We start from the raw sequence: 14,113 nt of genomic DNA on the forward strand, positions 1-14,113 counted from the left end.
CACTTGCTGAAGGTAAAAGTGCTGAATTAGCTGCTAAATTTGCACCTGTTGCAAAAGCATTAACTGATAATGAAGCAAAAATCATTGAAGAGTTATTATCTGTTGAAGGTAAAGCTCAAGATATCGGTGGTTACTTCCGTCCAGATGATGCTAAAGCTGAAAAAGCTATGCGTCCATCTGCTACATTAAACGCTATAATCGCTTCAATATAGTTTTTATGTTTCATGTGCCCTCGGCACATGAATTCATTTTTTATATGTACCATATTAATGGTCTATATAAAAGGTGAAAATCCTTTATGAGGCATACAGTTTATGCTTAAGTTTTATGTGTTAGCACATATTGTTTAAGTATATTGTTGATGTATGCCCTAACTATTTACATCAAGGGAGAATATATGAGTCAAGGAAAAAGAGTAGGAATTGTTGGTGCCGGTAATGTTGGTGCAACGGTAGCTTATTCACTAGCGATGCAAGGTTCTTGTCATGAAATAATTTTACGTGACAATAAAATCGATGTGGCAAGAGGAAAAGCACTAGATATGTCTCAGGCAGCTTCTGCTGTTAGAAGTCATACTGTTGTTAAAGTTGCAGAAGAGATGTCTGACTTAGTTGATTGTGATGTTGTTGTTATTACTGCTGGTAGTCCAAGACTTCCAGGTATGAGTAGAGATGATTTACTAATTATCAATGCGAACATCACTAAAGAAGTTATTCAAGGTGTTGCAAAGTACTCTCCAAATGCTATTATCATTATGGTTTCTAATCCTTTAGACGCAATGACTTATGTTGCACTAAAAGAGAGTGGTTTTGATAGAAGTCGTGTTCTAGGAATGGCTGGTATACTTGATAGTTCACGTATGGCTGCGTTTATTCAAGAAAAGCTTGGATACGGTGGAGGTCAAATACGTGCATCTGTTATGGGTGGTCACGGCGATGATATGGTTCCTTTACCAAGATATTCAACTGTTGCTGGAGTACCTTTAAGTGATGTACTAAGTAATGATGAAATCGAAGAGATAGTAGATAGAACACGTCATGGTGGTGCTGAAATAGTAGGACACCTAAAAACTGGTTCTGCATACTATGCTCCTGCAAAATCAACTGCAATTATGGTTGATGCTATATTAAAAGACACAAAACAGATTCATCCATGTGCAGTTTTCTTAGAAGGAGAGTATGGATACAATGACGTTGTTTGTGGCGTTCCTGTGATGATTGGTGCTAATGGCGCTGAGAAAATCATTGAGATTACTCTAAATGATGCTGAAAAAGAAATGTTTGCTAACTCTTGTAGCTCTGTTAAAGAGTTAATCGATACATTAAACAAAAACGAATTTTTTAAAGGAGAATAACTAATGAGTACAAGAATTGAAAAAGATACAATGGGTGACATTGAAGTTCCAGTAGACGCTTACTGGGCTGCACAAACTCAAAGAAGTATACAAAACTTTGCTATTGGTGAAGAAACTATGCCTTATGAGATAACTAGAGGTTTTTCTTATCTTAAAAAAGCTGCTGCTCTTGTAAACGCAGACCTTGGAAAGCTAGATCAGAAAAAAGCAGACGCTATTGCAGCTGCTGCTGATGACATGCTTGCAGGAAAACTAGATGGAAATTATCCATTAGTTGTATGGCAAACAGGTTCAGGTACTCAGTCTAACATGAATAACAATGAAGTTCTTGCGAATCGCGCTTCTGAAATTCTTGGTGGAGATTTTAGAACTGAGAAACTCGTTCATCCAAATGATGATGTTAACAAATCTCAATCTTCAAATGACACATACCCAACAGCTCTTCATATTGCTGCTGTTATAGCAGTTGAAGATAGTGTTATTCCCGCAATTGCTAAACTTAAAGCTACACTAGCAGCAAAGTCAGCTAAATTTGAATCAGTTGTTAAAATTGGTCGTACACATCTTCAAGATGCAACACCACTTACTCTTGGTCAAGAGATTAGCGGTTGGGTTGAAATGCTTAATAAGTGTGAAAAAATGGCTAAAGATTCTCTAGAAGCTGTTCGTGAATTAGCACTTGGTGGAACTGCTGTTGGAACTGGTCTTAATGCACATCCAGAAATGGGTGTACGCGTTGCTAAAAAGATTAGTGAATTAACTGGTCATGATTTCATCACTGCTCCAAATAAATTTCATGCATTAACTTCTCACGATGCCCTTGTTTACTCTCATGGAGCATTAAAAGCTCTTGCAGCGGACATGATGAAAATCGCGAATGATGTAAGATGGTTAGCTTCTGGACCACGTTGTGGAATAGGGGAGTTAGAAATACCTGCTAATGAGCCAGGTTCTTCTATTATGCCAGGAAAAGTAAATCCTACTCAAGCTGAAGCTGTAACTATGGTTACATGTCAAGTGTTTGGTAATGATGTTGCTATCTCTATGGGTGCATCTCAAGGTAACTTTGAGTTAAATGTTTTCAAACCAGTAATCGCATATAACTATTTACAGTCATGTCGTTTACTTGCAGACTGTATCACGTCGTTTAACGATAACTGTGCAGTTGGTCTTGAGCCAGTTGCTGATAAAATCGATCACTTTTTACATAACTCATTAATGCTTGTTACTGCACTTAATCCTTATGTAGGTTATGATAATGCAGCAAAAATTGCTAAAACAGCACACAAAAACAACTCAACTTTAAAAGAGACAGCTATTGATCTTGGTCTTTTAACAGCTGAAGAGTTTGACAAGTATGTAGTTCCAGAAGATATGATTGCACCTAAGGCTTAAAAGCCAATACAGAAAATGACTAAATCATTTTCTGTAAAAGCTTAATAAATAAAATAAAATTACATTTTACATAAAGGAAAAATATGAACGTACATGAGTATCAAGCAAAAGAAATATTTGCTAAATATGGTGTTCCAACACCAAAAGGTATTATGGTTGAAAGTGTTGACGCCGCAGTTCTTGCTGCAAAAGAGTTAGGTGGTCCAGTATGGGTTGTTAAAGCTCAAATACATGCAGGTGGTCGTGGTTTAGGTGGTGGTGTTAAACTAGCTAAATCTCTAGATGAAGTAAGAGAACTAGCTGACGAAATTCTTGGTATGACTTTGGTGACTCACCAAACTGCAGCTGAGGGTAAATTGGTTCAAAAACTTTACATCGAAGATGGTGCTGATATCAAAGATGAATTATATCTGTCTGTTGTTCTTGATAGAAAATTAGAAATGCCTTTAATTATGGCATCAACTGAAGGTGGTATGAACATCGAAGATGTTGCTGAAAATACTCCTGAAAAAATTATCACTATTCCTGTTGATCCAGCTATAGGTTTTCAAGGCTTTCACGGTCGTGAACTTGCATTTGGTTTAGGTGTTACAGATAAAGCAGAGCAAAAAAATATTATTTCTTTTGCTTCAAAGTTATTTAAACTTTATATGGAAAATGATGCAGAGATGATTGAGATCAATCCTCTTGTAAGAACTGGGAGTGGCGAGTTTTTAGCACTAGATGGGAAAATGGGCTTTGATAACTCAGCGCTTGGACGTCAACCAGAAATCTTAGCAATGAGAGACTTAACAGAAGAAGATGCTGATGAAGTTGAAGCTGCTAAATATGGACTTTCTTATGTAGCACTTGATGGTGAAATCGGTTGTATGGTAAATGGTGCGGGTCTTGCGATGGGTACTATGGATACGATCAACTATATGGGTGGAACACCTGCCAACTTCCTTGATGTTGGTGGTTCTGCAAATGCAGAGACTGTTGCAAAAGGTTTTGAGATCATTCTTAAGAACCCTAATGTAAAAGCGATCTTTGTAAATATCTTTGGTGGTATCGTACGTTGTGATCGTATTGCAAACGGTATTATTGAAGCAACAAAAATTACTGATGTTAATGTTCCGGTTATCGTTCGTCTTGATGGTACAAATGCTCCTGAAGCATCTGAGATTCTAAACAATGCAAATATCGCTAACTTAATTGTTGCAGATGATTTAGGCGACGGTGCTGCGAAATCAGTTGCTGCTGCAAAAGGAGAATAGTTTATGTCAATTTTAGTAAATAAAGATACAAAAATAATCGTTCAAGGTTTCACAGGAAAAGAAGGTTCTTTTCATGCTGAGCAATGTATAGACTACGGTTCTCAAATTGTTGGTGGTGTTACACCAAACAAAGGTGGTCAAGAGCATTTAGGTAAACCAGTTTTCAATACTGTTTCTGATGCTGTTAAAACTACTGGTGCTACGGTTTCTATGATCTTTGTTCCACCTGCTTTTGTTGGTGATGCTGTAATGGAAGCTGCTGAAGCTGGGATTGAGCTTGCTGTAATCATTACAGAAGGTGCTCCGGTTAAAGATATGCAAGCTGCTAAAGCTCATGCTACTAAACACGGTATGAAAACACTTGGGCCAAACTGTCCTGGTATTATCACTGCTGAAGAGTGTAAAATTGGAATCATGCCTGGTATGATTTTCAAAAAAGGTAATGTTGGTCTTATTTCTAAGTCTGGTACATTAACTTACGAAGGTACAAACCAAGTTGTTAAAGCTGGTTACGGTATATCTACTGCTGTTGGTATTGGTGGAGATCCAATTATTGGTCTTTCATACAACCAACTTTTACCAATGTTTGAAGCTGATCCAGAAACTGAATGTATCGTTATGATTGGTGAGATTGGTGGAGACCTTGAAATTCAAGCGGCTAAACTAATCAAAGAACAAATCACTAAACCAGTTGTTGCGTTTATCGCTGGTCAAACTGCTCCTAAAGGTAAAACTATGGGTCATGCAGGTGCTATCGTTTCTGGTTCTGCTGGAACTGCAGCTGAAAAAATGGCTGCTCTTGAAGCTGCGGGCGTTACAGTTGTTGTTTCTCCAGCTGAAATTGGTTTAGCAGTTATTAAGGCAATGGCTAAAAAATAATGATACAAACTATAGAACTACAAGATCTTAGTTGTGGAGCTTGTGCTGCTACTATAAGAACAGGACTAGATTTAGCAGGTTTTACATCTGTTAGAGTAAATCTTTTAAGTACACCTCATTCTGTAACAGCAGAAGTTGTAGATGATGAACATCTAGAACTTCTCAAAACAGTTCTCAGAGATCACGGCTATCTTTTATCTACAGATGAAAAGATGGATTTCTCAGAAGATGCAACTTTTAAGTTCTCTTAGCACTTAATAATCAAATCTTAAAAAGGCAGTCACTAATAGACTGCTTTTTTTTAACTCAAGTTATAATATTAGATAATATTATAACTTAATAACCTACTTTTAGAATGAAGTAGGGCACTTAAACCTTAATACTCTCCCAAAAGAACTCCACATGCTTCTCGAACTGAGTTGAGATACTGTCAGTAGAGTTGCTGTCAAACCTCATAAGTGTTATCTGAAGTCTTATGTAGAATAGGGTGGATATATACTCGTAAGCAACCAGCATTGGATCAGATGAATGTATCAATGAGTTCTGCATCATTATGAAGAATGCCTCTGAGAGCACTTTTATGTTTTTTGCATGGAACTCTTGCATGAACTGCGCTCTGAGCTCTTTATTTTGAAATAACTCTATCATGAGTAATCTAAACATATCTTCATTGCCTTTATCAAATGTGAGCATCTTATATTGCATAGTAAACTTCTGCAAAAAAGGTTTTCCTCTTGCAGCCAGTTCTGCTACTTCTTCATGCTCAAGAGAGAAGGGCGAAGAGAAAATTCCCTTGGCAACCTCTAAAAATATCTCCTCTTTGTTTTCGAAGTGATTATAGAGTGCACTCTCTCTTATTCCAACTTCTGAAGCGATTTTACGCACACTTGCACCTTTATATCCTAGCTTAGAAAAGAGGACAGTTGACACTTTTAGTATCTTGTCTTTTGTTTTGTTATTTTTAGTAGATGTCGTTGTGATAGGCATTTAGACTCCATTATAGTTATATGAACAATCGTTCTTTATAAATGTATTATATAAGAACACTTGTTAATCTAAGCTTATTCGAAAAGAACACTTGTTCATTTAGCATATCTAATATATGAACAAGTGTTCTTTTGTCTAAAAAAAGGTATGTAAAGGAAGAACTGAGTAGAATTGCATAGGTGTAAGGGATAGTGCTTGAGCAATCAAGAGGAAAGTCCGAGCTGCTGTAAGACAGTGTTCCATTTAACGAATGGCCGTAGTAATGCGAGGGAAAGTGCAACAGAGATTAGACTTCTGCGTTTAGGCGTAGTAAAGGTGAAAAGGTGTGTGTAAGAGACCACCAGTCTTTATGGCAACATAGAGAGCTTGTAAACCCAACATGGCAGCAAGAAACAGATGGTTAGCGTCTTACATCGCTTTTGTTTCGCTAGAGGTACTGTGTAAAGAGTACAGTAGATTAATACTATCACAACAAAACTCGGCTTATACTTACACCTATTTGCGAGTAACTCCCATATAAATGACTATTAAATAATATTCTTCTACCTATATGACTCATGAGACAGATAGGTCTTAATTGATATTGTAAAATATGAATATACTTTGTTACTCTTGAGTCAATATATACAAGCTGGAAGTAAAAACGGTATAATAATATTCAATTTTTTTACAGAAGATTGTTGATGTAAATAACAGTTCGATAGCTTATACACTACTATTTCGTGATTGTACTCAGAGTATTAAATACAGTAGAGTCTGCTGGAATTAAACTCTAAAGTCACTAAATAAGCTAAAAAGTGCAAATGTAATTTTCAATAGAATTTACATTATGTTAACCAATATCAATTATAAAGAGAGAATACAAGTAATGACACGTAAAGAAAAACTAATAGATGACATACAAAAGTTGTTAAATACATACGAAGGTGGATCTCAGACGCATATAGACCCTACTTTACTAGAGTTTATGGATGAAAACACACTGCTTAACATTGTAGATTCGCTATTAGTTCAAAAAGAGGCTTCAAAAGAGTCCGATATTGAATGGTTGGAACAATTTAAGTCCACTTTATGAGTTATTAAGAATCTTTTCCCTATAATGTCGACTCAACAAAACAGTTGATGAGTGGCCCCGTCGTCTAGCGGTTAGGATCCATGGTTTTCATCCATGTCACAGGAGTTCAATTCTCCTCGGGGTCACCACTTACATTTACTTATTATAAGTACTTTCAAATAAACATAACTTTAAACTTACTCTTAGAAAACCACCCTATTTCGTTATAATTCAGTATATATGTAATAAAATTATATAATATTAGACTACAAGAGATAGATAATGAGTACTAAAAAACAAATTCAAGAAAGAAAACAGTATTGGGAAGATAAAAAAGATGACTTTTATATACTTTTACAAAACTGGCTTAACCATGAGAAAAAAACTTTAACTATTACTGCAGATATACTTTATAATGAGTACGTAAGTACAGGAATAGAAATGTTTGAGTTATCAGAATATAAATATGGCAAAGACTTACAACAATGGTTTGAAAACAATCTTTAGATAAAAGTAGCAAGTCCCTTTTATATCCGTTCCTTTATCTTCTTATTAGAAAATTTAGTTAGAATTCGCTCATGAATAAAAAACAATTTGCAATTTTAAGTGCCGGAAATGTATTACAAAAAGATGAAGGTATCGCTTTATATGCGACTAAGTACCTAGAGACTAATTACAGTTTTAATCCAAGTGTGGACATTATCCATGGTGGTATCGAAGGTATGAATGTATTAAACATTTTAGTGAGATATGAGGAAGTTTTTGTACTTGACCTCATAGGTGTTGACGATGATGCAGGGTCACTTTATAATTTACCTATGGCAAAATTTCGTAGTTTAGGTGCGAATGAGAGTGCTGATGAAACAAATGTTTTAGAATGTCTTAATATGTTAGAACGCAGAGGAGAAACTTTACCTGAAGTAAGTCTTTTAGCAATCGTTCCAGGTAACATGGATAAGGAGATTGGTTTGAGCCCTGCTCTGCACCATTCATTTGAGGCTTACATGTTAATGCTTATAAAAACACTAGAGGGTAAAGGTATTACTTGTGACCCTATAGATGAGAAGAAAACACTTGATAGTGTGATTGATAGTTTTAAAAAGTAATATACTACTAGAAGTCCAAAGCCACAAAGTGGGCTTTGGTTACTTTACTCTCCTAATTTTTTAGCAACAAGCTCATTAACTACTACCGGATTTGCTTTACCACCTGTCGTTTTTAGAACTTGTCCTACAAAGAAGCCTAGTAGTTTTGTGTTGCCTGCTTTAAACTTAGCAACATTATCTGGATTTTTTGCAATTATTTCATCAATTATAGGTGATATTACAGACGGGTCACTTATCTGGACAAGTCCTTCGTTTTCAACTATCTGTGCTGCATTTTCTCCAGATATAACCATTTCTTCAAACACTTGCTTAGCAATTTTATTTGAAATAGTTCCATCATCAACCATTTTAATAAGCTCAGCTATTTGTTTTGCACTAAACTTAAGTTCGTCTACCTGCATCTGTTTGAGCTCTCTGGCTACTTCATTAGTTACAATGTTCGCAAGAGCAATAGGAGAATTGAGTTCAGAGAGAGTCTCTTCATAAAATGAGGATAGCTGTTCATCACGTGCTAGTGTGTTTGACACTTCAGTGTTTAGTCCAATAGAAGTATACTTGTCAAACAGTGTTTGTTGCTTTTCACTCATAGCAATTACTTCACCATCTACTTGTACTTTTTTCGTTTGAGGCTTAGCTTCGCTCTTAGCTGGTTTTTCTTTTTTACTCCAAGAGTCTTTTAAACCGACTATCTTATTAAACACTGGGTGCTCATCCGTAGAGTCTATAGGGTCAAAGTAAAAGTAACCCTGTCTTTCAAACTGGAATCTCTCATCAGGTTTCTGTGTTATGACAGCAGGTTCAATAAAAGCATTTTTAATAACTTTTAGAGAATCAGGATTTATATCTTCTATTCCCTCAGGTGCTTCATCTTTAAAGATTCTATCGTAAACTCTTACTTCTACTTTCTTAGCCTCAGCAATACTTACCCACTGAATAGCACTTTTAACTTTTATCCCACTAGTATCTGAGCCACTTAATGAGTTGGGAATATACTCTGCTTTTATCTCTATAATGTTTCCACTAGTGTCTTTGATAATTTCTTTACATGTGATGATGTAAGCATGTCTAAGTTTTACTGGTTGATCAGGAGTAAGACGGAAGTATCCTTTTGGAGGATTTTCCATAAAATCATCACGTTCAATGTAGATTTCTTTAGAGAAAGGTATCTTTCTATCCCCTTCTTTTGGTACATCATGTGGGTAGTATGGAGCATCTATCTCTTCATTACCCTCATAGTTGACGATTGTTACTTTGAGAGGGTCAAGTACTGCTAGTACGCGAGGTACTTTTGTATTTAAATCATCTCTAATGCAAAATTCAAGTTGTGCAACGTCAACCATTGAATTGGCTTTTGCTATACCTATTTGATCACAGAAGTTTAAAATGGACTCTGGCGTGTAACCTCTTCTTCTGTACCCTGCTATTGTAGGCATACGAGGATCATCCCAGCCACTCACTTGTCCCCCTTGGACTAGTTCTAAAAGCTTTCTTTTACTCATAACTGTATAGTTTATTCCAAGTCTTGCAAACTCATGTTGGTAAGGACGAGAAGTTGTAAGACCCAAAGTGTCAAGTACCCAGTTATAAACATCACGGTTATTTTCAAACTCAAGTGTACAAATAGAGTGAGAAACACCTTCTATATAGTCAGATAAACAGTGAGCAAAGTCATACATTGGATAGATTGACCACTTGTTATCCGCTCTAAAATGGTGTACATTTCTAATGCGATATAAAAGAGGATCCCTCATTTTCATGTTAGCAGCAGACATATCGATCTTAGCCCTGAGAACATGCTCACCATCTTTGAACTCGCCATTTTTCATTCTCTCGAATAGGTCTAGATTCTCTTCAACGCTACGCTGGGCATATTTACTGCGTTTACCTGCTTGTTTTACTGTACCACGGTTTTCGCGTGTCTCATCTTCACTCGCACTGTCAACATAGGCTTTATCCATTTTAATTAGCTCTACTGCATAGTCGTATATCTTTGAGAAATAATCAGAAGTAAAATGTACGTCATCACCCCATTGGAATCCAAGCCACTCTACGGCGTCTTTAAGTGCCTCGACATACTTTGTGTCTTCTTTAGTTGGGTTTGTATCATCCATTCTAAGGTTACAGTGACCATTATAATCATTTGCAATACCAAAGTTTATAACGATTGACTTAGCATGTCCAATGTGTGGAAAGCCATTAGGCTCGGGAGGAAATCTTGTAACAACCTCTTTATACTTACCTGACTTCAAGTCCTCTTCAACTATCATACGTAAAAAATCTTTGCTCTCACTCATTATTATTAAACCTTTTCTAAAGAAACTTCGTTTTGATTTTGTAATTCATATTAAGGCTTGTATTTTATCATCTTTGAGCTTATGGCATCTTAGATAAAGGGTTTATTAGTTAAAACTTGATAGAATTCCACCATTACATTATGCAGGAATATAAATGCTAAGATTTGCTTCAAGCCCTACTTGCGATATGCACATTGGAAACTTAAGAATCGCTCTATTGAACTATATTATTTCAAAACAAAGAGGCGAAGATTTAATTATTAGAATCGAAGATACTGATAAAGAGAAGAACATTGAGGGTAAAGACCAAGAAATACTCGATACTCTTGGTCTTTTTAACATAGAGTCCTCACAAACAATATATCAAAGTGAAAGTGTGCGTTTTCATACAGCAATGGCACTACAGCTCATACACGAGAAAAAAGCTTTTTCTTGTTTTTGTTCAGATAACTGGTTGGATAAGAAACGCGAAGAAGCTAAACAAGAGAATAAAGAGTACAGATACGACGATGCCTGTCGTAACCTACCTGCTGAGCTTGTTATAGACAACATGAGTCCTTTTACAATTCGTATAACACGACCAGACAATGCTATTGCAATTAAAGACCATATCAAGGGTGATGTCAGTTTTGGAACGAATGATGTAGATAGCTTTATAATCATGAATCATGATAAAAGGCCAACCTATGACTTTTCATGTGCAGTTGATGATATGCTCAGTAATATTTCTATAGTTATTCGTGATGAAAAGCATATGAGTAATACACCAAAACAAGACCATATAAGAGCACTACTCGCATACGATAAAAAAATAGAATACGCACATCTTCCTCGTATTTTAAATGGCGACACTATAAGTGTAAAATCACTACTAGAAGAAGGTTTTTTACCTGAAGCTATTTCAAATTATTTAATATCAATAGGTAATAAAACTCCTAAAGAAATATTTACACTAAACGAAGCACAAGATTGGTTTTTGTTAGAGAACATGTCGAAGTCCCCCACTCCTTTTAATATAGATGTTCTAAGGCATATAAATAAAGAACACCTCAAACTCCTTGATACAAAAGAACTCTCACGTTATGTTGGCTTTGCTGATGAAGAGATAGGAAGCCTTGCAAGAATTTATCTTGAAGAAGCTTCAACTACCAAAGAGTTAAAAGCAAAAATATCTCAAATATTTGCACCCAGAGATATTCCAGAAGAGTTTTCTAGTCAGGCTCAAACAATAGTAAATATCATAAAAAAAGCACCATTCTTTGAAAATTATACTGATTTTAAAAACCATATTATAAAAGAGTCCCAACTTACAGAGAAAGACTTTTCTATAGTGTTTCGTATACTTCTTACAAATACACAAGATGGTCCTGAGATGGGTGCTCTTTATAATTGTCTAAAAAATTACATCGGAGAAATAATTAAATGAATGCATCAATAGAAATACTTCAAGGGATTGGTGGTCTATTTATAGGTCTCGTAAATGTTTATATATGGGTTATAATCGCTACAGCTTTAATGAGTTTTGTAAACCCCGATCCATACAATCAAATAGTACAGTTTTTATATAGGATTACAAATCCAGCATATAGATTTGTAGGAAAGTTTATAAAAACCAATTTTAACGGCTTAGATTTAGCACCACTTATAATCATCGTTGGTCTTCAAGTTGTTATTGTTATACTTCAGGCTCTTTTAAATACTCTATAGACTCTGATGAAAATTCAGTGTTTTGAACTTTAAAGTTTAAAGCACCACCCTGCTTCTTAAACTTTAGTAAATAGTATCTTTGCCATTGCACTTTAAATGACGTTAGATTAGAAAACTTGTTATATGATGGTAATTCTTCTACTGAAAGTGCCTCTTCTTCATTGAGTAAGAATTTGATATTTTTGCTATTACTCTTTGTGTAAAGATAAGTATAAAAATACTCATAGTCCTTATACTTTTCAGGATATAATTTATTGAGATAAATAACGGTTAAAAGACCATCATTCTCTTTATCATTTTTAATAACAGAACTTTGTATTGTCTCTTCACTAAACTCTTGTATTTCATCCATATCAAACTGATGAAACGCATTATTTGTCGAACAGCTAGTAAAACTCATGATAAATAGTAAAATTATTAAAAAAGTTTTCATTTTTATCCCTTAATTTGAACGGAATTATATCTTATTAAACACTTCTTTTGTATAATTAATAAAATTTAAATAGAGATGAAAATTGAGCAAAAGATTAGCCGTTGCATTTACTGGTCCATCAAACAGTGGTAAAACTACATTAATACTAAAAGTTGCCAGAAAACTGATTCATGAGCATAAACTTGAGGTCGCAATTATTAAGCATGACCCAAAAGATAAGGCTCGTTTTGATGTGGAAGGTAAAGATAGTTATAAGTTTAGTGACACTGGTGCAGAGGTAATAGTTACATCTGATACTCGTACAACTTATTTCTCTAAAAAACACTCAGAACTTGACGAAATGATACGACTGTTTGAAAACTTTGATGTATTACTTGTCGAAGGGCTAAAAAGTCTTCCATTGCCAAGAATTAGTATATTTAGAGAGTCGATGGATAGTGACTATTTTCCATTTATGGATGCAGTTGCTATTGATGAGAGTATTGATATTAAAAAGTATGAACTGCCAAAAGAAGTAAATGTTTTAGATTTAAATGATCCAGATGAAATAATTTCGTGGATCTTTAAAAATGCAAAAAAAGTTTAACAAAGGGTTTAAAAGATGAGAGATATTTTTGATGCTATACAAAGAAGTGCAATACGTATTAAAAACGCCATAGACGTAAAAGATATAGGCTATTCACAATTAGAGAACAGTTCTGGTGAAACGCAACTACAGTTAGATATTCAATGTGACTTGATTATTCAAGAAGAGTTTTCTAAAGTATCTTCTGTCCATACGATAGCAAGTGAAGAAAAAGAGAAAGAAATTCTTTTAAATGAAAGTGGAAAATATTTCGTTGCTTATGACCCTTTAGATGGTTCATCATTGGTAGATGTAAATCTTAGTGTTGGCTCTATTTATGGAATATACGAAGGTGAATTTGGTGCATCCAACATGGTGGCTTCTTGTTATGTTGTTCATGGTCCTCGCGTTGAGATGGTTTTTGCTGAAAATAAAACAAAACTTTACTTACTACAAAATGGTGAGTTTGAGTTTGTTAAAGAGATACGTCTTAATGAAAAAGGTAAGCTTAATGCTCCTGGTGGGACACAACAAAACTGGGCACCTTACCATAAAGAAATGGTTGACAGTTTCTTTGCTGAGGGCTATCGTCTTCGCTATTCTGGTGGAATGGTTCCCGATTTACATCAGATCCTTCTTAAGGGTGGTGGACTATTTTCTTACCCTGGTACAAGTGATAAGCCTGAGGGTAAACTTCGTCGTTTATTTGAAGTATTTCCTTTTGCATTTATCTATGAGAAGTCAGGTGGTGGTGCCATTGATGGTAAAAATGACCTAATGACTTTAGGACATTCACATATTCACGATACGGCAGTTTGTTTCTTTGGATCTAACTACGAGATAGCTAGAGTTAAAGAGGTTTATGCAAAAAATGCATAACAAAAAACAGGATAAGTTTGAACTTTTTTTAGAAGAAATGCTTCGTAAGCTTCAAGATTGTCAAGTAAGTAAAGGGCATCAAAGCTGTAGTGCATGTGAGTCTTACTTCGGTTGTGAAGTTAGAGATGAATATGTCAAAGCCGTTTATAACAGTATGTCTAAGGGCGATACTGGCGGGTTTGAGTTTTAAGTTAGACTAAATTA

General features: G+C 35.2%; 17 protein-coding genes, 1 tRNA gene and 1 other RNA gene. 16 read left to right on the top strand and 3 right to left on the bottom strand.

The features are described 5' to 3' along the window. From HOG88_RS10050 to HOG88_RS10075, 6 genes are all read left to right on the top strand, one after another. Window positions 1–212: NADP-dependent isocitrate dehydrogenase (locus HOG88_RS10050; RefSeq protein ID WP_295005775.1), on the top strand; the 212-nt coding region annotated here is incomplete at its 5' end. Window positions 213–397: 185 nt separating this feature from the next. Continuing rightward, complete coding sequence (gene mdh / locus HOG88_RS10055; protein WP_295005777.1) at window positions 398–1,354, top strand: malate dehydrogenase; 957 nt, start codon at window positions 398–400, stop codon at window positions 1,352–1,354. A 3-nt stretch (window positions 1,355–1,357) separates the two neighbouring features. Beyond that, entirely contained in the window at window positions 1,358–2,749 is a 1,392-nt protein-coding gene (gene fumC, locus HOG88_RS10060) for a class II fumarate hydratase (RefSeq protein ID WP_295005779.1), read from the top strand. An 83-nt stretch (window positions 2,750–2,832) separates the two neighbouring features. Further along, the gene (sucC, locus tag HOG88_RS10065) at window positions 2,833–4,005 is read left to right on the top strand and encodes an ADP-forming succinate--CoA ligase subunit beta (protein WP_295005780.1); all 1,173 of its coding nucleotides are present in this window, start codon (window positions 2,833–2,835) and stop codon (window positions 4,003–4,005) included. A 3-nt stretch (window positions 4,006–4,008) separates the two neighbouring features. After that, entirely contained in the window at window positions 4,009–4,884 is an 876-nt protein-coding gene (sucD, locus tag HOG88_RS10070; protein WP_295005782.1) for a succinate--CoA ligase subunit alpha, read from the top strand. Beyond that, window positions 4,884–5,135 (top strand): hypothetical protein, encoded by a 252-nt coding sequence (locus HOG88_RS10075; protein WP_295005784.1) that lies wholly within the window; start codon window positions 4,884–4,886, stop codon window positions 5,133–5,135. Before sucD ends, HOG88_RS10075 begins: the two co-directional genes overlap by 1 nt. Window positions 5,136–5,253: 118 nt before the next feature. On the opposite strand, the gene HOG88_RS10080 is transcribed toward HOG88_RS10075, so the two are convergent. Then, window positions 5,254–5,871 carry a TetR/AcrR family transcriptional regulator gene (locus HOG88_RS10080; RefSeq protein WP_295005785.1) on the bottom strand — a complete coding sequence of 206 codons (618 nt, stop codon included), beginning with the start codon at window positions 5,869–5,871 and terminating at the stop codon, window positions 5,254–5,256. A gap of 176 nt (window positions 5,872–6,047) precedes the next feature. On the opposite strand from HOG88_RS10080, the gene rnpB reads away from it, so the two are divergent. The 5 genes from rnpB to HOG88_RS10105 all read left to right on the top strand — a co-directional run bounded on the left by rnpB (window position 6,048) and on the right by HOG88_RS10105 (window position 8,031). Then, window positions 6,048–6,373: RNase P RNA component class A (gene rnpB / locus HOG88_RS10085), an RNA gene on the top strand. Between the two features lie 366 nt (window positions 6,374–6,739). Continuing rightward, window positions 6,740–6,946 carry a hypothetical protein gene (locus HOG88_RS10090; RefSeq protein ID WP_295005787.1) on the top strand — a complete coding sequence of 69 codons (207 nt, stop codon included), beginning with the start codon at window positions 6,740–6,742 and terminating at the stop codon, window positions 6,944–6,946. Window positions 6,947–6,999: 53 nt separating this feature from the next. After that, a tRNA-Glu gene (locus HOG88_RS10095) sits at window positions 7,000–7,074 on the top strand. A gap of 133 nt (window positions 7,075–7,207) precedes the next feature. Continuing rightward, on the top strand, window positions 7,208–7,432 hold the full coding sequence (locus tag HOG88_RS10100) for a hypothetical protein (protein WP_295005789.1): 225 nt from the start codon (window positions 7,208–7,210) through the stop codon (window positions 7,430–7,432). Window positions 7,433–7,503: 71 nt separating this feature from the next. Beyond that, complete coding sequence (locus HOG88_RS10105; RefSeq protein WP_295005791.1) at window positions 7,504–8,031, top strand: hydrogenase maturation protease; 528 nt, start codon at window positions 7,504–7,506, stop codon at window positions 8,029–8,031. Window positions 8,032–8,075: 44 nt separating this feature from the next. Here the strand turns inward: HOG88_RS10105 and HOG88_RS10110 are convergent, their stop codons facing one another. Beyond that, entirely contained in the window at window positions 8,076–10,325 is a 2,250-nt protein-coding gene (locus HOG88_RS10110; protein ID WP_295005793.1) for a glutamine--tRNA ligase/YqeY domain fusion protein, read from the bottom strand. Between the two features lie 154 nt (window positions 10,326–10,479). Between HOG88_RS10110 and gltX the strand changes: the two genes are divergently transcribed. Beyond that, the gene (gene gltX, locus HOG88_RS10115; RefSeq protein ID WP_295005795.1) at window positions 10,480–11,751 is read left to right on the top strand and encodes a glutamate--tRNA ligase; all 1,272 of its coding nucleotides are present in this window, start codon (window positions 10,480–10,482) and stop codon (window positions 11,749–11,751) included. Continuing rightward, the gene (locus HOG88_RS10120) at window positions 11,748–12,032 is read left to right on the top strand and encodes a YggT family protein (protein WP_295005797.1); all 285 of its coding nucleotides are present in this window, start codon (window positions 11,748–11,750) and stop codon (window positions 12,030–12,032) included. The genes gltX and HOG88_RS10120 overlap by 4 nt, the downstream gene beginning before the upstream one ends. Here HOG88_RS10120 and HOG88_RS10125 read toward each other — a convergent pair. Beyond that, window positions 12,001–12,465, bottom strand: coding sequence for a hypothetical protein (locus tag HOG88_RS10125; protein ID WP_295005798.1), 465 nt, complete (start codon window positions 12,463–12,465; stop codon window positions 12,001–12,003). The two genes, HOG88_RS10120 and HOG88_RS10125, sit on opposite strands and share 32 nt — an antisense overlap. Before the next feature lie 82 nt (window positions 12,466–12,547). Here HOG88_RS10125 and mobB point away from each other — a divergent pair, with 82 nt between their 5' ends. From mobB to HOG88_RS10140, 3 genes are read left to right on the top strand one after another with little or no spacing between them, the layout of a single operon-like run. Then, on the top strand, window positions 12,548–13,051 hold the full coding sequence (gene mobB, locus HOG88_RS10130) for a molybdopterin-guanine dinucleotide biosynthesis protein B (RefSeq protein ID WP_295005800.1): 504 nt from the start codon (window positions 12,548–12,550) through the stop codon (window positions 13,049–13,051). Window positions 13,052–13,066: 15 nt separating this feature from the next. After that, window positions 13,067–13,909, top strand: coding sequence for a class 1 fructose-bisphosphatase (locus tag HOG88_RS10135; RefSeq protein WP_295005802.1), 843 nt, complete (start codon window positions 13,067–13,069; stop codon window positions 13,907–13,909). Continuing rightward, entirely contained in the window at window positions 13,893–14,099 is a 207-nt protein-coding gene (locus HOG88_RS10140) for a hypothetical protein (RefSeq protein WP_295005804.1), read from the top strand. The genes HOG88_RS10135 and HOG88_RS10140 overlap by 17 nt, the downstream gene beginning before the upstream one ends. Window positions 14,100–14,113 lie beyond the last annotated feature (14 nt).

The organism is Sulfurimonas sp., assembly GCF_018698455.1.
GTDB lineage: Bacteria > Campylobacterota > Campylobacteria > Campylobacterales > Sulfurimonadaceae > Sulfurimonas.